Origin of the sequence: Marinobacter changyiensis (assembly GCF_009193265.1) — a bacterium.
Lineage (GTDB): Bacteria > Pseudomonadota > Gammaproteobacteria > Pseudomonadales > Oleiphilaceae > Marinobacter > Marinobacter changyiensis.
In genome coordinates this window covers 238381-260783 of the sequence record NZ_VZZZ01000003.1, presented here as the reverse complement: position 1 = coordinate 260783, position 22403 = coordinate 238381, and the positions used below count along the sequence as shown (strand labels likewise).

Annotated in this window: 19 protein-coding genes; 16 read left to right on the top strand and 3 right to left on the bottom strand. The window is 47.4% G+C overall.

Going from position 1 to position 22403, the window contains the following annotated elements:
* Positions 1–4 precede the first annotated feature (4 nt).
* Positions 5–223 carry a hypothetical protein gene (locus tag F6Y09_RS09920; RefSeq protein ID WP_152206773.1) on the bottom strand — a complete coding sequence of 73 codons (219 nt, stop codon included), beginning with the start codon at positions 221–223 and terminating at the stop codon, positions 5–7.
* Between the two features lie 387 nt (positions 224–610).
* Here F6Y09_RS09920 and F6Y09_RS09915 point away from each other — a divergent pair, with 387 nt between their 5' ends.
* The 8 genes from F6Y09_RS09915 (at position 611) to F6Y09_RS09880 (ending at position 9853) form a co-directional block, all read left to right on the top strand.
* Positions 611–2023, top strand: a complete 1413-nt coding sequence (locus F6Y09_RS09915) for a TIGR03013 family XrtA/PEP-CTERM system glycosyltransferase (protein WP_152206772.1) — start codon at positions 611–613, stop codon at positions 2021–2023.
* Between the two features lie 38 nt (positions 2024–2061).
* Positions 2062–2751 carry an XrtA/PEP-CTERM system exopolysaccharide export protein gene (locus F6Y09_RS09910; protein ID WP_425481831.1) on the top strand — a complete coding sequence of 230 codons (690 nt, stop codon included), beginning with the start codon at positions 2062–2064 and terminating at the stop codon, positions 2749–2751.
* Positions 2752–2802: 51 nt separating this feature from the next.
* Positions 2803–4332 (top strand): XrtA system polysaccharide chain length determinant, encoded by a 1530-nt coding sequence (locus tag F6Y09_RS09905; RefSeq protein ID WP_152206770.1) that lies wholly within the window; start codon positions 2803–2805, stop codon positions 4330–4332.
* Entirely contained in the window at positions 4332–5273 is a 942-nt protein-coding gene (locus tag F6Y09_RS09900) for a P-loop NTPase family protein (protein WP_246180452.1), read from the top strand. Before F6Y09_RS09905 ends, F6Y09_RS09900 begins: the two co-directional genes overlap by 1 nt.
* A gap of 109 nt (positions 5274–5382) precedes the next feature.
* Complete coding sequence (locus F6Y09_RS09895; protein WP_246180450.1) at positions 5383–6558, top strand: outer membrane beta-barrel protein; 1176 nt, start codon at positions 5383–5385, stop codon at positions 6556–6558.
* Between the two features lie 105 nt (positions 6559–6663).
* Entirely contained in the window at positions 6664–7530 is an 867-nt protein-coding gene (locus F6Y09_RS09890; protein ID WP_152206768.1) for an XrtA system polysaccharide deacetylase, read from the top strand.
* 9 nt (positions 7531–7539) lie between these two features.
* Positions 7540–8862 carry a FemAB family XrtA/PEP-CTERM system-associated protein gene (locus tag F6Y09_RS09885; RefSeq protein WP_152206767.1) on the top strand — a complete coding sequence of 441 codons (1323 nt, stop codon included), beginning with the start codon at positions 7540–7542 and terminating at the stop codon, positions 8860–8862.
* A 1-nt stretch (position 8863) separates the two neighbouring features.
* Entirely contained in the window at positions 8864–9853 is a 990-nt protein-coding gene (locus tag F6Y09_RS09880) for a GNAT family N-acetyltransferase (RefSeq protein WP_152206766.1), read from the top strand.
* A gap of 11 nt (positions 9854–9864) precedes the next feature.
* Here the strand turns inward: F6Y09_RS09880 and F6Y09_RS09875 are convergent, their stop codons facing one another.
* Together F6Y09_RS09875 and F6Y09_RS09870 are read right to left on the bottom strand one after the other, a co-directional pair.
* Positions 9865–10803 carry a polysaccharide deacetylase family protein gene (locus tag F6Y09_RS09875; RefSeq protein ID WP_179959396.1) on the bottom strand — a complete coding sequence of 313 codons (939 nt, stop codon included), beginning with the start codon at positions 10801–10803 and terminating at the stop codon, positions 9865–9867.
* 139 nt (positions 10804–10942) lie between these two features.
* Positions 10943–12121, bottom strand: a complete 1179-nt coding sequence (locus F6Y09_RS09870; protein ID WP_152206764.1) for a carboxylate--amine ligase — start codon at positions 12119–12121, stop codon at positions 10943–10945.
* A 116-nt stretch (positions 12122–12237) separates the two neighbouring features.
* Between F6Y09_RS09870 and F6Y09_RS09865 the strand changes: the two genes are divergently transcribed.
* The 8 genes from F6Y09_RS09865 to F6Y09_RS09830 all read left to right on the top strand — a co-directional run bounded on the left by F6Y09_RS09865 (position 12238) and on the right by F6Y09_RS09830 (position 22367).
* Complete coding sequence (locus F6Y09_RS09865; RefSeq protein WP_152206763.1) at positions 12238–13353, top strand: glycosyltransferase family 4 protein; 1116 nt, start codon at positions 12238–12240, stop codon at positions 13351–13353.
* Positions 13353–13904, top strand: coding sequence for an arsenate-mycothiol transferase ArsC (locus F6Y09_RS09860; protein ID WP_152206762.1), 552 nt, complete (start codon positions 13353–13355; stop codon positions 13902–13904). Before F6Y09_RS09865 ends, F6Y09_RS09860 begins: the two co-directional genes overlap by 1 nt.
* A 2-nt stretch (positions 13905–13906) precedes the next feature.
* A complete protein-coding gene (locus F6Y09_RS09855) occupies positions 13907–15214 on the top strand; it encodes an O-antigen ligase family protein (protein ID WP_179959394.1) in 1308 nt (435 codons plus the stop codon).
* Between the two features lie 60 nt (positions 15215–15274).
* Positions 15275–16513 (top strand): glycosyltransferase family 4 protein, encoded by a 1239-nt coding sequence (locus F6Y09_RS09850; RefSeq protein WP_152206760.1) that lies wholly within the window; start codon positions 15275–15277, stop codon positions 16511–16513.
* A complete protein-coding gene (gene asnB / locus F6Y09_RS09845; protein ID WP_152206759.1) occupies positions 16482–18473 on the top strand; it encodes an asparagine synthase (glutamine-hydrolyzing) in 1992 nt (663 codons plus the stop codon). Before F6Y09_RS09850 ends, asnB begins: the two co-directional genes overlap by 32 nt.
* Before the next feature lie 241 nt (positions 18474–18714).
* Positions 18715–19620, top strand: coding sequence for a hypothetical protein (locus F6Y09_RS09840; protein WP_152206758.1), 906 nt, complete (start codon positions 18715–18717; stop codon positions 19618–19620).
* A 329-nt stretch (positions 19621–19949) separates the two neighbouring features.
* Complete coding sequence (locus tag F6Y09_RS09835; RefSeq protein WP_179959393.1) at positions 19950–21197, top strand: glycosyltransferase; 1248 nt, start codon at positions 19950–19952, stop codon at positions 21195–21197.
* 219 nt (positions 21198–21416) lie between these two features.
* Positions 21417–22367 carry an IS30 family transposase gene (locus tag F6Y09_RS09830; RefSeq protein WP_343031108.1) on the top strand — a complete coding sequence of 317 codons (951 nt, stop codon included), beginning with the start codon at positions 21417–21419 and terminating at the stop codon, positions 22365–22367.
* Positions 22368–22403: the final 36 nt, after the last annotated feature.

The following is a 22403-nucleotide window of genomic DNA, read 5'->3' as shown; positions in this document are numbered from 1 at the left end:
GCCACTAGGAGTCGTACTCGTCGCTGCGGCCGAATGCGCCGAGGCCTGTAAAGTCGTTAAATGTTTCTTTTACTTGATTATATGAGCCGGCTAAAAATTCGGCTTCAGCCGCTTGGGCATTCGTCAGGCCGTAAGCAGCTTCAAACTTGTACAGCGTTGCACTTGCAGAGCTGGCTGCGCCAACAAGGGCAAGGCCCAACAAAGCTTTAGAGAATAGTTTCATAATCAATTACTTCCTTAATAAACGTCTTCCAATTTAGTTCGTCTATCTCATAAGCAATGATCTTCAACGCGATGTCCATACCAACAATGAAAAAATTTTCAATAACACATGGTTAGATAGTAGTTGGGGCTTTATCATGTGGGCTGGTGTAAAAAATATCGACGGCCATTACGGTACTTGTAATCTTTAAAGAACACCGTTTAGCTAATTCAGGTTCGTCGGACCCTGCCGCTCAGGCGACTGTAAGCATAAATTTACAATTATTAACGCTATTAACCTTTACAGGTAGATTGAAGTTCCTCTCAATTGCCGTACAATCGCCGTTCATCGCACAACCTCAGCATCGGACGCGTTGCCAGACATTGAGTGAGCACACAAGGAGTTGACGTGGCCCACGTCAGATTGTTCAGACACTACATACACCTGCCGTTCGTCATCCTAGGCCTGATCGATTTCATGGTGCTTGTGCTCGCCTTCAGTGCCGCCGTGTTCTTCCGGTACTTTGGCGACGCCCCTCTTTTTACAGAGAATTTCGGTTTTGTGTTGCCTTCGGCAGTGGCTTTTTCAGCGGTCAATATTATTGTGATGATTGCCCTCGGCGTTCACCAGGCCCGGTTGGAAGAAGGCTTGTCCGGGATGATGCTGCGGACGATTATGGGGCTTATCGTCAGTTTGCCTCTCTGCGGGGCGGCCTATCTGATTTCCTCAGACTGGCTCTGGTATCTGGCGGGTGATGGGGTGCTGACGACGGCGTCGGTTTTCGGGTTTTTCCTGATTGGCATATTCCGCACCCTGTTTTTCTCTTTGGTCAGTGCTGACGCGTTCAAACGCCATGTGCTCGTATTGGGTGCCGGCCATCGTGCCAGGCAAATACTGGAAGACCTCCACACACCTTTTAATCGCAAAGGCTTCACTCTGGCAGGTTTTGTCCCTTTACCGGACGAGCCTATCGAGATCGATGAAAAGCATCTGATAGACCTGCCGCTCTCCCTGCACAGCTATGTTCTTGCCCATCCTATCCGGGAAATTGTGGTCGCAGTCGACGACCGCCGTAAGGGTCTGCCTATGGAAGACTTGCTTGAGTGCAAAATGGAAGGTGTCCGAATTGTCGATGGTGCTACCTTTTATGAGCGCGAATCCCGCAAGGTGGCGCTTGAGATGATTACCCATGGCTGGCTTGTTTTTTCAGACGGCTTTACTGTTTCCACAGTCTCGGGTTTCGGTAAGCGTGCGCTGGATATACTGGCCGCTGCTACCTTGCTGTTGGCGGGCCTGCCCTTGATGATTCTCACAGCCATAGCAATAAAAGTCGAAGACGGCCTGAAAGCGCCAATCTTTTACAGTCAGGAGAGGGTTGGGTTGAATGGCCGCGTGTTCAAGGTTCACAAATTCCGCTCAATGGGCATGGATGCCGAGAAAAACGGGGCGGTCTGGGCAAGCAAGAATGACTCGCGGGTCACCAGAGTCGGTGACTTCATTCGCAAAGTCAGAATCGACGAACTGCCACAAATTTTCAATGTACTGAACGGTACAATGGCATTTGTGGGTCCCCGGCCGGAAAGACCGGTATTTGTGGAGCAATTGATTGAGGCTATCCCGCTTTACAATGAGCGGCACCGGGTAAAGCCGGGTTTGACTGGCTGGGCGCAACTCTGCTTTGCTTATGCTGACAACGAGGAAGATACCCGCGAAAAGCTGCGGTATGACCTTTACTACATCAAGAACCAGAGCGTTTTGTTAGATCTGTTGATTATAATTCAAACAGTGGAAGTGGTATTGTTCAAGAAAGGATCAAGGTAGTTCCGAGAAGCACGCAGTTCGGAACATGGATACATTGCATGGACCCACATATTCAGAGAGGCATATCGATGTTGCGCAGATTATCTTTGCGGAAGTTTTCAGGTTTCGGGCGGTTTTTAGCATTCGCTGCTACTATTTTGCTCGTCGGCTGTGCGGTAACCCCGTCATCATCGCCGGAGAAAATAAGGGCGGCTCTTAGTTCGAACACTGGTGGTGATACGCCGCCTTACATTTTGGGCGCCACCGACGTAGTAACGGTTTCAGTCTGGCGTAATCCGGATCTCAGCACGTCAGTTCCGATTCGCCCCGATGGCAAAATTTCGGTTCCTTTGATAGGTGACGTTCAGGCTAGCGGGCGCGCCCCGCAAGAGCTTGCCAGAAGTATTGAGGTAGATCTGAGCGGATTCATTCGGGAGCCCCAGGTGAGTGTGGTGGTGACCTCCATGGGCAGTCATGAATTTACTGATCGCGTCCGCGTAACCGGTGCGGTTGCAAACCCGATCTCACTACCACATCGGGACGGCATGACTGTACTGGATATGCTGCTTAGCGCAGGGGGCGCTAATCCCTTCGCTGCACTGAACAACGCAATGCTTTACAGGCCATACCAGGGTGAGGTAGTGGCCATCCCGGTTCGGTTGGACGATATCCTGAGCCGGGGTAATATAAAAACCAACTACCGTATGCAACCAGGGGACATTCTGACGATTCCGGAACGAAGCTTCTAAAGCGCAGTCTTGGATCAATCAGGATGATCACATGAATTTCGGATATTAATTATGGCATTACCTCTATCCCATCTACCTAAAGAGATTATTCGCGAAGTTAAGACCCGTAAGTGGTTAGCTTTCCTCGTGTTTGCTGGCGTCAGTTTCGCGGTTCTTGCTGCAGGCTTCCTGTGGCCCTACAAATACAGCTCTCAGGTTGTGATTTACGTTGATGATCAAAACATTATCGGGACCTTGATGGAGGGCAGTGCTGTCACTACGAAAATAAGTGAGCAGGCGTCCACGGCAAGAGAGACCCTGTGGGGACGTAGTGTTCTTGAGCAAATTGCGAAAGATCCTGACATCTATGGGGCTGGTGCGGAATCAGCTGCGCCAGCGCAAATTGAAGGCCGCATCGGGTCACTTCGCGATAATACGACTGTTGAGGCGCGTGGGGAGAATTATTTCAGTATTGGTTATAGAGCGACCTCTCCGATGGAAGCCTTTCGTACCGCTCAACGGTTAGGTCAGGTCTTTATCGAAGAAACCAACCGCAGAAAAAAAGTTGAAAGTCGTGGTGCTTATGACTTCATTGATAAGCAAGTCAAAAGTTATGAGGAGCAATTGGCAAATGTGGAGGCCCGCCTGCAAATTTTTCTCTCCGAGAATGTTGACGGCACTGAAGCAGAAGCTAACTCCCGAATGGCAAACCTCCGGAGCCAGCTGGAACTGGCAGAGCTTGAAAAGGCTGAACTGACTACTCGAATGAATTCCCTGGAGAACCAACTGACTGGTGTGGATCAAACCATACGCCAGGGCAGGACAGTAGACATTTATCAGGAACGAATTCGGGCCATGGAATCCCAGTTGGACGAGCTGCGACTCAGATATCTTGATACCTATCCGGACATCGTTATTTTACGGGAGCAAATAGCGGAGCTCCGTAAACAGCGCGACCAGGCAATCGCTAGTGGCCAGCCGACCCAGGACTCCTCGCTGATGAGCGAAAGCACCATCAACCCGCTCTATCAGGAGTTGGGTGGCGTCTTGTCAACCACCCGAGCGGACATGGAAAGCCTTGAAACCCGAATTCGGTCTCTCAAGGGTCTTATCGCCCAGCAGGAGAGTCGAATGGAGCGGATCCAGGCCAATAAAACCGAATATTCCGAGTTGACCCGGGATATGGAGGTCAACAAGCAGATTTATGATGACCTTCTGAAACGACGTGAGAGGGCGCGGGTGTCAATGCATCTGGACATAGAAGGACAAGGTCTGAACTTTCGTATCAACGAAACAGCTCAATATCCTTTGGTTCCTGAGGGACCCAAGTTCCTGATGTTTGCAATCGCAGGTCTTTTTCTGGGAATGGCGGCACCCTTTGGCGCTGTTGCAGGGTTGCTTCAGGTCGATCCTCGTGTCCGGGCCCGGGAACAGTTGGAAGAGCATACTGAGTTCCCTGTGCTGATCGAAATTCCAAACGTCAGGACACCGTTTGAAAAGAGACGTGACAGCCGAGCCACTTTTGCCGTGAAGGTATGTTCACTGATCGTCGTAGTGGTGTATGTCGCGATTGCAGTAACGTCTGAATTAGGGATTTTCTGATGACTGAATCCAAACAGAACAGGAATGACGGTACCGAGACAGTTCCCGCTGGCAAAAAGAAAACTGATAAGCCTAGCACTGGCGAGATTGCCGATCTTAATCATACGCCTGGTGATTTGCCGGAAAAGTCCGAATCCTATTGGATGAAGCAGAAGGATAGAGACAACGGTGGCGTGGTGAGCTACTCCGAATGGGATGATTCGAGATTGCTGGTGCCCAGTTCCCTGGAGCTTGGGCCGGGCGCTGTCGACAAATACGTCATCAGCAAGCAAATTGCACGAATGCAGGAACCGCGCACCCTGACCTGTGATGATCTGGACGAGCGCCGAATAATATACCCTGAGTCCCCAAACCGCGATCTGGTCAACCGCTTCAGAAGCCTGAGAACTCAGTTATTGGAGAGGTCCGGCGGTAACAACTTCACCATGGTGGTGAGCGGTGCCAGTGAGGGCGCTGGAGCCTCTTTTATAGCCTTGAACCTGGCAGCGGCGTTTGCATTCGATGAAGCCAAAACCGCATTGATAATCGACTGCAACCTCCGTGACCCGGCTTTGCACTCAACCCTGGATATAGTCCCGGAGAGCGGCCTGACCGACTTTCTTGATGATCCGGATTACGACATTGCCCGCATTCTTTACCCTACAGGTATTCCGAGGTTGCGCCTTATTCCTGCTGGCAGCCGGCGAGAAACATCGTCAGAGTTCTTTACATCCTTCCGGATGAAGCAGTTCCTTCAGGCGATCAGACGCCGATATCCGGACCGTTTTATTGTTCTGGACACGGCCCCGATTTCAGATTCACCGGATGCCCGCATCCTCACCGAACTTTGCGACTACACGTTGATGGTGGTGCCGCATGGTAAAATAACACCTGGCAGGGTTGAGGAGCTGTCCATGTCGTTCAATCAGCAAAAGTTTGTGGGGACGATCATCAATGGTTAGATTCACTCGATCACGGAAGATCCCGCTCGTTGCGAGTCTTTCGTCTGGTTTCGGTATCGTTTTAATATCCTCTCAACTTCTGGCAGAGCCCCTTCGACTTTCTGTGGGAATGGATAACCGATACAGCGATAACGTTGGCCAGGCTTCGACCAACGAGCAAAGTGATCTTGAAACTCGCCTTAATGTTCGGGCGGAACACAGAACCGACCCCGGTCGCTGTAATTCCTATCTTTCAGCTAATTTAGGTTACGGTTATTTCCATAGCAATACCTTTGATCCTGAGGTTTACACCAATGGTAGTTTCGCAGGGGATTGTGAGTTAGCTGAAAGACTTGTCTGGCAGGTTTCGGACGACCTTCGGCAGGTGAACCAGAACAGCAGGAACCCTTCTACTCCCGAGAACACCACGCGCAAGAACATTTTCCGGACAGGTCCCCGTTATAGCCTCGAATTGGGAGAAGTGGATACCGTTGACCTCTCTGCCCAATATGAGCGTACGGATTTCGAAGGCCAGGACGAACCGGATAGTGATCGCGTAATTGGCATAGTTGCCTGGAATCACTTGTTCAGTGAAACCCTTTCCGGGGGTGTCCGTGTCGATACCAATCGTGCGGAGCTCGACACCGGAGAAGAAATTGACCGCAACACGGTCAGTCTCACGTTCGGCCAGGGATGGGTTGCAACACATCTGAGTGGTTCAATTGGATATAGTGAGTTGGAGCGGACATTCAACGGGGAAACTCAGGAGAACGACGCAATCGTCGGTGATCTCATGCTGCGAAGAGAGATCAATCCGACCGCAGATGTTTACGTGCAAGCGAGTCGCGAACTGACAGACACGACATCGGATTTTGATACCCGGTTCGACGATTTCGAATTTAATCTGCAGGAAACAACGATTGTGGAAGTGACCGCACTGAATGCAGGTATTAACAAACTATTCAGTGACGCCGGCTCGCTAAATGTCGTATTTAATGCCAGCCGGTCAGATTACCTCCAGACAAATAATAAGGAAGATGTTTTAGGAGTATCTACCCGCTATAGCCGGCCTGTTGTTGAACAATTGTCGTTTAGTGCGGGCGCTGGCTATAGCTTCTTTCGGTATGAGGACGAAGGCACGGAAGATGACCTCTTGAGGCTTGATATGGGCCTCATTTATCAGCTAAACCGTCAACTCAATCTCACCGGCCGTATTGGGCGTAATCAGCGCACGAGCGACGACGTTCCGAACCGGGAATATACCGAAAACTGGTTACTTATCGGAGTGAATTATCGCTTCTTATAATTTGTTGGCAAAGGGCGAGCCGGTACCTGCATAACGTCCTGATAGCGTCTGAAAAGCACCTGAAAAAATAGCTGCCAAAAAATTAATCAGAGAAGTGAGTTAACCATGCGACAGATAAAAAACGCCCTGACCGTCGATGTGGAAGATTATTTTCAGGTTGCGGCACTTGCGGAGGCCGTCGAGGTCAAAGACTGGCCTTCAATGGAGTATCGGGTGGAAGCCAATACCGATAAGCTTCTTGAACTGTTTGAAGCGCGCCAGACCAAAGCCACATTTTTTACTCTGGGGTGGGTAGCTGAGCGGTCACCGGCCCTGGTAAGACGAATTCAGCAAGCCGGTCACGAGATTGCCAGCCACGGTTATAGCCATCAGTTGGTGTATAACCAGAGCCCCGAGGTGTTCCGCGAGGAAACCCGAAAATCAAAGCAGCTCCTTGAAGACATCACCGGCGAGTCGGTCAACGGTTATCGTGCAGCCAGTTATTCCATTACTGCTGAGTCTCGCTGGGCGCTCGATATCCTGTGTGAGGAGGGCTTTACCTGGGACTCATCCATATTTCCGGTGCACCACGACCGCTATGGCATGCCGGGCACACCGCACCAGCCTTATCTCCTGGAAGCACCCTCTGGAGGCATATTGAAAGAATTTCCGCTTTCAACCTGCCCGGTGGGCAGCTATCGCATGCCCATTGCCGGAGGAGGTTACTTCAGGTTGTACCCTTACGCTCTGAGCCGTTGGGGGCTTGGTAAAATTAATCGGGCAGGGCAGCCGTTCATATTCTACCTGCATCCGTGGGAAGTAGACCCCGGCCAGCCGCGTCTCAAAGTCAGCGCTTTCTCCAGGTTCCGGCACTATAACAACCTGTCGGTGTGCTACGACCGCTTGCGTCGCTTGCTGGGTGACTTTGAGTTTGGTTCCGTGTCCGATGTGATGGATGCCATAGAGTTCAATGCATCCCCGGTCAAGGTCTAGCATCATTTTATGGAAGAACTTGCTCAGTCAACGCCACCGTCCCCCAAACAGCAATTGGAAGATCTGAAAGCCCTCAAGGGCAGCCTGAGCCGTCAGATCGGTCAGGCAAAAAAAGCCGGGGAGGATCCAGATACCCTGATTCACCGTCTCAAAGGGGTGTCGGATGAAGTCAAAGCGTTGCAAAAGGCCGAGAAGAAAAAATTAAACCAAGCTGAAGATACCAACGCATTATCCGAAGAATCAAAGCTCCCGAGTCGTGCCGGCCCCATCCGGAATATCTCAACCAAACCGGTCCACCAGATCGTTGCGGTTGTTCGCGGGGCAAAGGCAGAATTGGCCTGGGATGAATTTGTTAAAAATCATCCCGCTGCCACCCCCTACCATTACATTAACATCCGCAGTTTTATCGAGCAGACGTATGGTCACACCACTCATTACTGTTACGCACTATCCGCGGACGGTGAAATGCTGGGTGTCTTGCCACTCGTTCAGCTCAGTAGCAAACTGTTTGGTAATTTTATCGTGTCCGCGCCCTATTTTAACTACGGGGGGCTGCTCGCGAACAATCAGGAGGCGGCCACCAAGCTTGTCGCTGCGGCCAATGAATGGCGACAGAACGTTGGTGCCAGTCATATCGAGTTACGGCATCTCCAGAACAGTGGGCTTGAACTGCAACAGCGATGCGATAAAGTAACGTTTTTGCTACCTCTGCCGACTACACCGGAATTGCTCTGGCAGAGCTTCCGCCCCAAACTTCGTGCCCAGATACGCCGGCCTGAGCGGGAAGAGCCAGAATTTCTGGTAGGCGGTCCGGAGTTGCTGGATGATTTCTATGACGTGTTTGCCAGTAATATGAGGGACCTCGGTACACCCGTTTATGGCAAAAACTTTTTCCTTAATCTGCTCCAACATCTGGGCGAATCAGCCCGGCTGGTGGTTGTGAAGCTGAGCGGGAAACCTGCAGGTTGTGCGTTTTTAATTGGTCACGCACCGCAGATGGAGATTCCCTGGGCATCCACATTGCGGGAATTCAACTCCACCGGCATCAATATGTTCATGTACTGGAAGGTACTGGAATATACCATTGCTAAGGGCTACAAGGTGTTTGACTTCGGGCGGTGCAGTAAAGATGCAGGTACCTACAAGTTCAAGCAGCAATGGGGTGCTCAGCCGATACCCCTGCACTGGGATTATTGCTTGCCAACTGGTAAAAGCCTGCCGGAACTCAACCCCCACAACCCCAAGTTCAAACTACTGATTGCGGTATGGCAGCGTTTGCCGGTATGGCTTACGAGGCTGATCGGCCCGCATATTGTGAAGAGCCTGCCTTGATATGAGCCTCTTTCAAACCGACGCATGGCAACGCGCCTGGTGGGAAACATGGGGGGAGGAAAACAGGCTTGAACTGGTAAGAGACTGGGCTGAAGGCAGGACCGGTATCTACACCTCAACATACCGCATAAAAGGGTTTCTGCCGGTACGCTCCATCGAGTTCGTGGGTAGCAACTACCGCAAAATAAGATCTACCAGAACCGAATACAACACCTTCTCGACCGCCTATGACACCCCGTCACTGGCCATCGCCCAGTTAAAAAAGCTGATGGACCGGCGCCCCTGGGCAGAAGCCATTTTCAATGATCTGATTGCAGGTTCAGATGAGGTAACTGAACTTCTTGCTTTGGCTCGTAACAAACACTGGCTGATCAGAGTGACCGCCGAGGATATCGCGTGGAAGATTCGTACTGACCGATCATTTGATGACTACCTGAAATCCTTGGGGCGAAACACGCGGCTTCGCCTTTATAACCGCCGTCCGGTGTTGGAATCCATCGGCAGTATTTCCCACCAGAATGTGTATGAGAACAACTGCGACCCCAGTGAATTCTTCCGCCACCTCAATGACTTCCATCAGCGCCGCTGGGGGAAACCGGTTTATGGCACCAGGGCTCTCGCTTTCAATACTGCCTTTCTGAAAAGAGTAGTTAGCGAGGGAGGCGAGCCCCAGCTTCTGGCCCTTCGATGCGATGATCAATTGATATCCGTGCTTTATAACGTGAAGTATCAAGGGTGCGTCTATAATCTCCAAAGTGGCTTTGATGAGGACTTTCACCCGAAACTCGCTGTCGGCACCCTGCATCTCGGCTACGCTATCGAGCGGGCTTTTCGGGAAGGGGGCGTACACAGCTTTGATATGCTGGCCGGATCGGGCAAGAATGAAAATTACAAGCAGCGTCTCGCCACCGAGAATGAGCCACTTGTATCCCTTATGCTGGTAAGGCATCCCATACTCAAACTACTTTACCGCCTGAAAGACAGGGGTTGAGAGGCTAAGGGTCATCGGCGAGACATTTTTTCCTTGGCATACTCCAGCCAACTACAATACTGTTTGAACTGAGTCATATCGTTCGGAAAACTGAATCGCTTTAGGGCGTAGAGGTTGTTGTTTGCTTGCGTCAGATGAACATAGCCAGGATCGGCTGAAAGCGCGCCAATCAATCCTGCCTGCTTGACGATCTCCTGCTCCCTGGCACCAAAATCCACCCCTTCGCGCCCGCTCGGGTAACAGAAAATCGGAACGGGATTCGCGATATTGACTTTCAGTGCTTGCCAACTTCCCAGGATCTCATTACGGGCCTGCTCATCACTGATTTGGGCCAGAATCGGATGGCGTTGGGTGTGTGGCCCGAACTCAACATAGCGGGATTCCAGGCTGCGGGCTTGCTCCCAGGTTATCGGCTGATACTCATCAGGGGCTTCCTTCGGAAGATTAACTTCCAGGCGCTCTGCAAAATATTCCACGGCCACTTCGGCAGCCTGGTTCGTTGAGCGCTTGTGGAGATTTCGAAGATTTCTAACCAGCAGTCGTTTATCCCCCGCAGTGGCGAAGGATATTTCCTTGGCACCATCCCCAAGATCAATTTCCAGGCGTTTCTGCAAAGTGTGTTTAAACAAATACTCTATCTTATAGTCCCAGGACCAGTAACGTTGGTCCTGCATGTCCGTGGCCAAAAATAACGTAACAGGTGCCTGGTAATTTTCGAATACTGGCAAGGCGGTTTTGGCCTGGTCGTAAAACCCATCATCAAGGGTAAACGCGACGGCTCTTGGTGGCAGTGGATCGCCACTGATGACAGCCTCCACCACCTGTCGGACTGACACCACGGTATAACCGTTAGTTTTGAGAAACGTAAGTGCAGTTTCAAGGTGTGCCTGAGAATGACCCTGTATGCCTCGGGATTCGTCCGCGAACCGGTGTAAGAGAAAAACCGGCACTACCCGGCTTCTGAGGGGTTGCATCAGTTTGCAAATTGGCTCGCTCGTTAACAGATTAATCGCAACTTGGGATAGCATCACCCTGAAACAACTCCAGTAAAGCATCCGAAAATGATTGTGGGGCGTGGAATACTCAACATTATTTTACCAGTGCCCTTATGTACTCCTTAAATTCCAGCCATGCCGGCATCACGTCGTCCAGACGGTTAACTTCGTGCTTTTGATGACGCAGTCTAATGGAAAGAAAACTGATCAGTCTCATAATCTTTTTATTCCATGGCTGGCGCCCCTTCAAATACAGGTAAAGGCTGTCGAGATCGCCCAAAAGCCAACGTAGCCGCTGATCAGTATGGTAACTCTCTGTGCTGTCTACGGGTTGTCCAAGCTGCGCCTTTGCCAGCATCAAGGGAAAATCCACGCCAGAGTCTACCGCCAGTTGCAAAGACCCCCAGAAGCGGGTGTTGACCTCCATGAGATAAGCCTTACCTTCCGGGGTAATCCGGAACTCGACCATTGCAACCCCATGCCAATTAACTGCCCCTAAAAGCTTCTGCGCGGTTGCCCTGAGTTTCTGGTCCGCCGGTACACTCCGGCACAGTACGCTGACGCCACCCTCGGGCGGCTTTTCCCGGAGACGCTCGTGGGCAAAGAACTGTACCGGTTTGCCATTGTTATACAAGCAAAACACTCCGCCGCCGTGGCCGGGAATAAAGGATTGCAGCATGAAAGGCGACATCTGGAGATAAGGTGCCCGTTCCAGAGCCGCTTGCAGCCCGGAAGCATCGTGAATAACTTTCACATGGGTGTGTATCCAGTCCTCCCCGGTATAAATACGCGATAAAGCTGGCTTGAGCACGCAAGGGTAGCTAAGTGAAACGCCCTCCAGTTCAGCAGCATTTTTGAACATTCGGCTTTCCGGAACATCAATGCCCAGACTTTTTGCAAGCTCCACAAGGGAAATTTTGTCAGAAAGGGCCATTACCGTTTTATAGGGTGCAAACGGGAGCTCGATATTCGGTAATTCATCCCGGTAAAAAAGCAGTAGCTGGCTGGTCACTTCGGTGGTGGGCATTACCAAATCGAAATGTTGGTGGTTTGTGAGATTTTTAATCCAGGCAATAAACTCGCGAGGCGTTTGACCTGGTTCAGGATGCTGGAGATAAGCCTGACTGTAGCGAGAGGCGCCAGCGAGCGCCTGTACAGTGGTGTCAGCCGTAGTGATAAGGTACTGGCCGGACTTGCCCAGTGAGCGAGTAACCGCAAGGGCACTCCGCTGGTTGGCATCCAGAACCAGCACGCTGAGCAAATTAGAATCCATTCAAAACCTCTTGGAAAGACCTAGTATTAATTCTAACAAATCCGTGTAGAAACATCACTGGCTCCAGTTATTTACGTAGGTTAACATAGAACGAATACACAGAGCGGATCAATGGAATGGGCAAACATGGAATGACTCCCACGGTACTTCATGTGATTGATACCACTGGCCCGGGAGGAGCAGAAACGGTTTTTCTGGCCCTCGCTGAGGGCTGCATAAAACAAGGCTACCGGAGTATCGCTTTGATCCGAGGGCCGGGCTGGGTAGAACAACAGCTCAAACAACGCTCGATTCCTTATTATATCCGGGATTGTAAGGGCTCGCTGAATCTCCGGTTTCTTTTTGAACTGTTTTCAATCATCCGAAAAGAAAAAGTTACTCATATCCAGTCTCACCTGCTTGGCTCTAATGTCTACACATCTATTATGGGGCTATTTACCCGGCTACCTGTCACGGCCACATTTCATGGTCATGTGGACATTTCCCCAGACGAACGTTTTCGTAACGCAAAGCTGGCCCTCATAAAAATGGGCTCCAAACATGTGGTGTCTGTAACGGAAGATCTGAAAAACACCATAAATCACACTACCAATTCCTACTGCCGGCTCCATCCAATAGTTATTCCCAATGGCATCGATTTAAATGAATTGGAAAAACAGCCTGTTCATGGACTGGAGAAGTCCGACAAGCCTCTTATTCTGGGGTGTTTGGGGAATATAAGACCCGCAAAAAACTATCCTCTCGCCATTGAGTTGGTGGGACTTTTGAAAAGTAAAGGTATAAACGTCAGGCTTCGAATCGCCGGTGACGGCACTAAGAGTGGTGGCATCGAGCTTATAAGGAAAGTAAAAGAGTTGGGGTTACAGGAAAACGTTGAGTTCCTGGGTTTTATCGACGACGTACCCGGTTTTTTCGGGTCAATTGATGTGTTCATGATGACATCTTCATCAGAGGGACACCCGCTGGCGTTGACCCAGGCGCTTGCAGCGGCCAAGCCGATTCTCTCCACCCGCAACGGCGTCGAACGCGTGGTGCCTGAGCACTTACTGTTTTTAGCTGATGAGCATACCGCAGGATCCCTTTTTACAGCGCTGGAAACACTTCAGAAAAGCACACAGAGTACTGAAGGTTCAGAACGCCTGGTAGAGGGAAGAAAGTACGTAAAGGACAACTACAGCGAGGACGTAATGCGCGAGCGGTACACCAATCTCTATGAAATTGGGGCAGCATAATGTTCCGTGAATACATCATGAACAAATTCGGCAGCAAAAAGGGTTTGCTGAGTTATTTGCGGGACGAGTTCTCCTGTCGGGTTGGCCTTTTTCGGCAGTACAGTCGATGGGAAACGCCGCCCGAGCGACTGGTATTCGTTTGCCAGGGAAACATCTGTCGAAGCGCGCTTGCAGAATGGGTCTTCAAAAACCATTCAGACATCGATGCCATTTCAATGGGCCTGAACACGAACACCGGCAAAGGTGCGAATCCTCGGCTATTAAAAATTGCGTATGAATCAAAAAATATAGACCTATCGTCCCATAAAACCACAAGTGTAGAAGACTACGTGCCCAGTGCTGGCGACGTCTTTGTGTGTATGGAAGCGAGCCACATCAAGGCCATCCAAAGCCTTGGGTACAGCGGACCCTTCCTACTCCTGGGATCTTTCGGGAAAAAGAAAACGTTTCGCATCAACGATCCCTATTCCGCTAACGACACCTTCATGAGCAAAACCATTGATGACATCGTCTACCATACTGTTGAATTGGCAAAAAGCCTAAAGAGGTAATGGTGTTTTCCGTACTCAAAGATGACTTACAAGCACTCCGGCAGGGTTTGAAAGGGCAGGATTTGATTTTTTACCTCGGTCTGGCCTTTATAGTGCTGTATTACCTGCGTCCCCAAGTCATCATTCCCGGGCTTAATATCATACCCTGGATCGAGATCACTATATTGGTTGGCTTTCTGACCATGATCGGTAACAGCAGGCTCAAATTCACCGGCACCCATTTTCTGGTATTTCTTTTTGCGACTCTGGCCGTGCTATCGGCTATGAACTCGCTTTACCCCAATATATCTTCCCAGGGTATCACCACGCCCTTTATTTTTGCTTTTGAGGTTTTGTTCCTGTCGAACTGTGTGAAAAACGTCAAGCAGCTACAACTGCTGCTGATCGTCTTCTTTCTGTGTATTTTCAAGATGTCTTTTTTTGGCGCACGTACCTGGATTAGCCGCGGGTTTGGCTTTGCCGGCTGGGGCCTACAGGGGCCCGCCGGCTTTTTCCAGAACAGCGGTGAGTTCAGTTTGCTAATGGCGATAGGTGCGGTAATGTCCATTCCGTTGATCCTGTACATGAAGCCAAAAACGAAGCTTTACTGGTTATTCCCCATAACGGCGGTTATGACTGTTATGGCCGCAAGCTCTAGGGGAGGGCAACTGGCACTTCTCGTAGGGCTCATTTACTTGTTACTGGCTTACAGGAAAATTCGCTTTAAAAACCTGGTGTATGTCATTGTTTTCGTGTCGGTCGCCTGGGCGCTCTTCCCGGAAGAGCAGAAAGCTCGTTTTGAAACCGCAGGTTCGGATCAGACCTCCACGACTCGTCTGAATTATTGGGAGGCTGGAATCGATATGGCTAAGAACTACCCGTTGCTCGGCGTGGGCTTCAGGACATTCCCGGAACACTATCAAAGGTACTACAAAGTAAATGATGGCAGCTACCTGGCGAACAGAAAAGAAGTCGCCCACAATTCACTTATTGAGGTGATTTCAACACTGGGAATTCCAGCCCTGATTTTATATCTTTGGTTCCATTTTTCTGTCTTTTCCAACAAGTCCCTGCTTAAAAAATACATAGACCCAGGGCCGGAGCTTGAATTTCTTGAAAGCTTTCGGATATGCCTTAACGGGGCTGTCTTAACTTATTTTGTGGGCGCGCTTTTCATGTCGATAACGTTTTACCCTTATATTTACTTCCTTCTTTCGCTAGCAATAATTAAGCGTTCTTTAACAAGAAATGTTTTATCAAAAAATCCCAAGAAACGTCGATCTAAAATCAGCAGAGAAAATCAGTTAGCAGATATTGGAGTTTCGAATTAGAAGATTTTGAGCTATGTCTTGAAAAACCAAATTTTATTTTAAAGCTAATCAGTGAGCATTATGAAGATTCTCTGGCTATCCCATCTCGTGCCTTATCCACCAAAAGGCGGTGTTCTTCAACGTTCCTTCTATTTGTTGAGAGAGCTCTCCAAATATCATGAAATTGATCTGTTGGCATTTAATCAGAAAGACCTGATAGCACCTCTATACAAAGGAAATATTGAGCTGGGATTAGCCGATGCGCATAAAGAACTGTCCAAAATATGTAATGACGTTAAATTCTTCGATATCCAATGTGATTCCAAAGCTTCAGGGAAAATGCTTTTAGCTTTTACTAGTCTATTTTCACGGTATCCTTACACTATTAATTGGCTTCGTTCTGACGCATTTACTAAAGCGTTATCGGAAAAAATTGTTCTTAAAAACTATGACCTCGTACATCTCGACACAATAAGTCTGGATATTTACAGGCCTCTTTTAGATAACCTCCCGTGCATTTTGGACCATCATAATATCGAATCTCACATGCTTCTTCGGCGATCTCGACAAGAGAAATCATTAATAAAACGGGCTTATTTCTTTCAAGAGGGGTTTCGTTTACAACGTTTTGAAGAAAAGGTTTGCTCAAAATATCGGGGACACATTACTTGTTCGGATATAGATTCAGAAAGACTACGTAAGATATCCCCCTTGTCTAGTATTAAGACGATTCCAAATGGCGTAGATACCAATTTTTTTGCGCCTAAAGGACTAAAACAGGAGGATAAAACTCTTGTTTTTGTGGGAACAATGAGTTGGTATCCAAATATTGAAGCTGCGCTTTTTATCTGTCGTGAAATAATGCCTCGTCTAAGATCGTTGCATTCTGGAATTCGACTCCGGATTATTGGCGCTAGCCCACCAGAACAAGTGAGAAAGTTTGGTATCGAGCACGACGATATCGATGTACTGGGGTTCGTAGATGAGGTTCGAGACTATATTGAGCAGGCTGCCGTCTATGTATGTCCAATTATGGATGGTGGTGGTACCAAGCTAAAAATTCTCGATGCGCTTGCCATGGAAAAACCGATTGTTGCTCATAAAATAGCCAGCGAAGGAATTAATGTTACTGACGGCGTTGACATTCTGTTGGCTGATCGAGCTGACGAATATGTTGAATTAATTGTGCGTCTTATCGAATCTCCAAGTGAGCGATTGCGTTTGGGAAAAGCAGCACGAAAGCTCGCTCTTGAGCAATATGATTATACATCTATTGGAAAGAGCTTGAGTGACTACTACGGCAAACTGGCAGGAAGCTGATATGTGTGGAATTGCTGGCTGTACAATTGCTCGGCTCACAGGTGAAGAAGTTCAAAGCCAGGCCGAGCGACTAATAAAATCTCTACATCATCGTGGCCCTGACGGAAACGGGTTTTGGCAAGATGAAAATAATTTGCTCTTTACGCACAACCGCCTGGCCATTTTAGATTTGTCTGAACATGGCCATCAGCCGATGTTAGCCGCGAGCGGCCGTTATGTGCTTACGTTTAATGGCGAAATTTATAATTTCTCCAAGTTAAAGTCTGACCTGGAACGTGAAGGTACTAAATTCAGGGGTCATTCTGACACGGAGGTGATTCTTGCTCTCGTTGATGCTCACGGTATTGAGCAGACCTTAGACATGATCGATGGGATGTTTGCATTTGCTCTGTATGACCAGAAACGGAGTGAGCTGACAATTGCTAGAGACAGGATGGGTGAAAAGCCACTCTTTTATGGGTGGATTAGCGGACGGTTTGTTTTCGCATCGGAGCTGAAGGCGCTAAAATCGCTCAATTATCCGCTCACAATTAACAGGGATTGCATAGGGGACTTTCTCACCTATGGTTATATTCCTACCCCGCATTCCATCTATCAAAACATCTATAAGCTGCCTCCTGGAACAAGCCTTACGCTCGCTAGAAAAGATAATTACGGCGTACCTGAATCGTTCAGTCCTTACCCGGGCCCCAAGTATAGTCCAAGGCCCTTTTGGGATCTTAAGAGCGTGAAGCAGGCAAGTAGCTATATAGAAAAACCTGAGCTTGCAGTAGAGCTGCTCCAACAAAACCTCGAAGACACCATTTCCCGGCAGTTGGTAGCTGATGTTCCGGTCGGGTGTTTCCTTTCGGGCGGCATAGATTCAAGCCTGGTCACCGCACTCGCGCAGAAGCAGTCTGCGCGACCGATCAAAACATTTACAATAGGCTTTGAGGTAGAACAGTTTAACGAAGCGCCCTTTGCACGAGAGATTGCGAATCACCTAGGCACAGACCATCACGAAACCTACGTCAAAACCAAAGATGTTCTAGAACTGATCAGCAATCTGCCGACCGTTTATGATGAGCCATTTGCAGATCCCTCACAGCTACCCTCGATACTTGTTGCCGGTATAGCGCGTCAAGAGGTGACAGTGTGCCTTTCTGGAGACGGTGGTGACGAGCTATTTGCTGGCTATAACCGATACACAACAGCTTCCCGCTCAATCAACGCATTCAACTCTTGGCCCAACCTTATAAAAATGAATCTTGGCCGATTTCTGTTAAGCCTTAACTCAAACCTGATTGACCGGGCCTTACTTAATCTTCGCAAGCTACCGGGGATGAGTCAGACTAAACAAGCTAACCTCGGAATCAAGTTGAAAAAACTCGGGTTTTTAATGAAAGCTACCAGCGACCACGAAGTTTATCTTTTTCTTCTTAAATTTAATGGACTTCACCCTGATAGTACTATAACAACAACCACTCTTGATCAGCGAGTTTCCAATTTATTCGACTCACCGGACGATTTCATTACTACTGCGTTACTTGTTGATCAGTTGAACTACTTGGTTGATGACAACCTCACCAAGGTAGATCGGTCCGCAATGTCCGTCTCGCTAGAAACCCGTCTTCCTCTGCTTGACCGACAGATAGTAGAGCTTTCGTGGCGAATTCCCACGGTAACAAAAACCCAGTACAACCAGACGAAATGGCCGCTAAGAGAAATACTCTATAAACATGTCCCTAAATCCATGATAGAAAGACCAAAAATGGGGTTTTCGGTTCCTCTTTCTGAGTGGTTAAGGAGTGAGCTGAAATCCTGGTCACTTGATCTACTCCACAGTCCCAGTATAAAAAGCCTCGTTAATGTTGAACACTACAGGGCATTGTGGGATGAACACCAGAGCGGCGCGAATGATAATGCACTTGTTCTTTGGCCTGTTTTAGTTTTGTCCCAGTGGCTATCAGAAAGCTATTGAAATAGGCGATTTGTATCAATCTGCAGTGCTCTGAGATTTTAGGTCAACCGATGTTTCTGACGTTTGAGATTTTTAGTTGTTATGTAAATTACACGGAATTTGTTCAAAATTTAAAGCCTAGATACTTTTTGGAAAGCAAAATCGTGATAGTTTAGTTTCAAGACATGACTCGCTTTGAACGTCCACAGTGAAGCTGAAATATAATGAAATTGAATTTTGCAGTTTCAATCAAGGTACTAATATGAAAATCTTAACTTCAAGAATATGCTCGGCATTTTTAATACTGATTTGTTCCCAAAATTCGTTAGCTTTTACTGTAAAAATCTCTGGTGAAGGAGGATTGATAGGAGAAAAGGCTGAGTCTCAAAACTGTAAAGCATTGGAAGAGGAGGCCTTTACTACGAATGCCGGTGGGACTGTTTATAGTAGCGATCAGGCCTACAGCGGTAGTCGTTCCATAAAAATGACGATAAAGGAAGGAAGTACAGGGTTTGGTTCTTTTGGAGGAACTTTACAGTTTGGTAAATGCGAGCATATTGCAGGAAGTGATCTCGTAAAAGGTGATGAAATCTGGATAAGAACTCGCATGTATTTCCCGAAAGGTTTTGAGTTTAATCAAGGCCGTAACAAGTTTATGAGACTTCGTACTTATAATATAATTGATGGTAAAAGAATTAGTGAAGGATATAATGATTTATATATAAATGGTCACCCTGAACATAATAATTTTAAGCCGTTCTGGTTTATCTTTGAGGGTGAACAAAATTGGTATTATATTGGGAATCGAGACGATTACTTTGAGTTCGGGAAATGGAAAACGGTAGAACTTTATTTAAAACTCGATAATAAAAAAGAGTCTGAAGGTGGCAACGCGCGGGTACGAGTGTGGGTAGATGGAAAGCTTATTGGGGATACGGGTGAACGCCGAACCCTTAAAACCGAAACTAGTTATGTTACTTATTTTAGTTTATTTACCTGGTACGGAAATGAAGGATCGCCTAAGACTCAGTCACTTTATCTGGATGACTTTTTTTTGACAGTAAGCACACCCGAGGCAACGGACGATTATGGGAACCATTATATTGGAATGGGAAATCCCGCAAAAATGACAAGTCCGAGTTCACCTAATAACTTTGTGGTTCAATAAAGGATGCGATAGTAAATGTAACCGCCAACCAAAGTTGAGTTTTTATGCGCTGGCTCATGGTTCTTCGGGCCAGTTCGTAAAAACACGGGAGGATCCAATATTTGATTTTGTAAATTGGAAAAACTCAATTTTGACAAAGGCGGTTAGGGTATCAAACACAACTAATTGTAGGTGCAATTAGTTGTGTTTGTTTTTTAAACAGAATTTTACGTATAGTTCGAATTTTATACTATACTTGAAGTTAATTAGCACTGATGGTTAATCATTAAATGATAAACGTATACAAATTAAATTTTATGTTGCGCCACCCGCAGATTATAAGATGGTTTTTGAAAGACTTTGCTGATGCGAAGTTGAGACCGGTAATTTCGGTGTTTTATTTTCTTTTTTCTTTGGTGACGTATCCGTTTAACAAGAAGGCATCTAATGAATATATTATGTTTTCGCATAGATTATCGAACAATAATATACCGTTAATTAACCGTATTATTTATTTGCGTAAAAGTGAACTTATTGAGCACTCTTTGAAGGAGTCAAACAAAATACCAGATCAGAAAAGCCTAGAGTTAGCGATAAAGCGAACTTTAATTATTAAGGCTCCCAAAATCTTGGAGAATGGAAATCTTGAAAAAGGTATAATGCTTATAAAGTTTACTGATTCTTTTCTAGTAATGTTTTCTAAATTCGACTTTAACGCTATATCCGAAAAATTTCATATTGTTCTTGAGCCAAGCTGGGCAGGATATTGTTTGCCTCAAATCTTAGTTTGGGCCTCTTTAAGACAGCCAGTAATTATTCAGGCAAGCGGTAAACAGGATTTTAAATTTATCTCCGGCTTTAGTGATAATTTATATCCAATTGATATTGGAAGTGGCAATTGGGTAGATGATAGCCATTTCAAAGTTCTAGAATATTATAATCAAAAAAAATATGATGCTGTTTACGTTGCTAATTATAATAGTATAAAACGGCATCATGTTTTGTTTAAAGGTATAGAATTATTGAAGCCAAAAATCGATCTGAAAGTGGCTTTGATTTGTTCAAGCCATGGTGGGCAAAGAGACTTAGTCGCGCTTTTGATTAAATACTATAGAGCTGATAAAAACGTTTCGTTATTCGAAGATTTATCAAAAGTGGAACTCAATGAAATTCTTAATCAAAGCAAAACCAATATGCTTTTGTCTATTAAAGAGGGAAGTAACAGGTCGATATTTGAGGGATTCTTCTCCGGCACGCCGGCAATATTATTGAATGAGAATGTTGGAGTTAATAGGGAACACGTTAATAGTTACACGGGTATGATTGTTGAAGAGAGAAGGTTGTCTGACGCTTTAGAGAATATGTATTATAACTATAATAAATTTTCACCAAGCATTTGGGCAAAACAAAATATTTCTTGTGAAGCGTCAACTCATAAAATCGTAAGTTTAATTCGTAGGATTGAAGATAATGAGCAATGGGCCAATAAAAGTGAAATAGCACTAAAGGTGAACAATCCTGAAGCTACCTTAAAATTCCCATTAACTGATCCCGAAATCGAGCTTTCTCAAGTTTTAGAATCCTACGTTAGAGATTAACAAATAATTTACCTTTTAGTAAGTTTCGAGGTAAGCAATCCGAAGTCTTCCCCTTTGTAAGCCTAGTTGTCCAGTTGGCAATTTCGTTTGATTTTAATCAGTTGAGGACGACATGAGAACAATCATGCCACGCTATTCTGAAGAACGTAAAGCCGCAGTGCTCGGGTAATCCCCCATTTTTAAAGGGGGCGGACTCAATCAGTCAGCGCAACACCATTAATCTTCCTTCCAAGTGAGAGCAATGGTGATGCAAGCACGAAACCTAATGAATGCCGAGAGGAAATCTCCAGAGGACTGGCCGCTGGAGTTTCAATGCGTTCCATCGCACTCTGCCTGGGCCGAAACCCTTCAACGATCAGCCGGGAAATACAGAGGAATGGAGGCTGCCATATATACCGTGCTGTTGATACTGATCTTGCGGCCTGTAAGCGCGCTTTGCGACCCAAAATCTGTCTGTTAGCGATTAATCATAGACTTCAAAAAGTCGTTGCCAACAAGCTCCCGCAAGACTGGTCTCCGGAGCAAATTGCAGGGTGGCTTAAGTTGAATCTTGCGGGCGATAAGTCCATGCAGATATCTCACGAAACAATTTACAAAAGCCTATTCATCCAGACCCGGGGCGTGTTTAAAAAAAAACTTCGAAAGCATTTGAGGACCGGGCGCAAATTCCGTCACTCGCGAAAGTATCAGTCTGGCTACAGACAAAGAATTATCGACGGCGTCTCCATCAGTGAGCGGCCAGCCTGTGGTGCGGGGAATAGTTATATCGCCATTGTTGTTGAGCGGCAGACCCGCTTTACGGTCTTGGTCAAAGTGGATGGAAAGGAAACAAAATCCGTTGTCGGTGCGCTGGGCCAGCATATGAGCCACCTGCCAAGCATCCTTCAGCAAAGCCTGACTTGGGATCGCGGAACAGAAATGATGAGTCACCGGGTATTTACAATGGCCACCAATATGGCCGTCTACTTCTGCGATCCGCAGAGCCCATGGCAGAGAGGGACCAACGAAAATATAAATCGACTGCTGAGACAGTACTTTCCTAATGGCAGCAGCCTATCGGGGTATTCTCAAGAAGATCTGGATCGATATGCGGCGCGACTATACAACCGACCCAGAAAAACGCTGAGATTTCCTACGCCAGCAGATAAGCTAGCAGAGGTGTTGCGCTGACCGGTTGAGTCCGCCACTCTGGTTTTTCGGGGGGAT

What these genes read in the sequence shown, in the direction of transcription:
- F6Y09_RS09920 (WP_152206773.1), bottom strand. Translation starts at nt 223, where the DNA reads ATGAAACTATTCTCTAAAGCTTTGTTGGGCCTTGCCCTTGTTGGCGCA.
- F6Y09_RS09910 (WP_425481831.1), top strand. Translation starts at nt 2,062, where the DNA reads ATGGACCCACATATTCAGAGAGGCATATCGATGTTGCGCAGATTATCT.
- F6Y09_RS09905 (WP_152206770.1), top strand. Translation starts at nt 2,803, where the DNA reads ATGGCATTACCTCTATCCCATCTACCTAAAGAGATTATTCGCGAAGTT.
- F6Y09_RS09900 (WP_246180452.1), top strand. Translation starts at nt 4,332, where the DNA reads ATGACTGAATCCAAACAGAACAGGAATGACGGTACCGAGACAGTTCCC.
- F6Y09_RS09895 (WP_246180450.1), top strand. Translation starts at nt 5,383, where the DNA reads ATGGATAACCGATACAGCGATAACGTTGGCCAGGCTTCGACCAACGAG.
- F6Y09_RS09890 (WP_152206768.1), top strand. Translation starts at nt 6,664, where the DNA reads ATGCGACAGATAAAAAACGCCCTGACCGTCGATGTGGAAGATTATTTT.
- F6Y09_RS09885 (WP_152206767.1), top strand. Translation starts at nt 7,540, where the DNA reads ATGGAAGAACTTGCTCAGTCAACGCCACCGTCCCCCAAACAGCAATTG.
- F6Y09_RS09880 (WP_152206766.1), top strand. Translation starts at nt 8,864, where the DNA reads ATGAGCCTCTTTCAAACCGACGCATGGCAACGCGCCTGGTGGGAAACA.
- F6Y09_RS09870 (WP_152206764.1), bottom strand. Translation starts at nt 12,121, where the DNA reads ATGGATTCTAATTTGCTCAGCGTGCTGGTTCTGGATGCCAACCAGCGG.
- F6Y09_RS09865 (WP_152206763.1), top strand. Translation starts at nt 12,238, where the DNA reads ATGGGCAAACATGGAATGACTCCCACGGTACTTCATGTGATTGATACC.
- F6Y09_RS09860 (WP_152206762.1), top strand. Translation starts at nt 13,353, where the DNA reads ATGTTCCGTGAATACATCATGAACAAATTCGGCAGCAAAAAGGGTTTG.
- F6Y09_RS09850 (WP_152206760.1), top strand. Translation starts at nt 15,275, where the DNA reads ATGAAGATTCTCTGGCTATCCCATCTCGTGCCTTATCCACCAAAAGGC.
- F6Y09_RS09840 (WP_152206758.1), top strand. Translation starts at nt 18,715, where the DNA reads ATGAAAATCTTAACTTCAAGAATATGCTCGGCATTTTTAATACTGATT.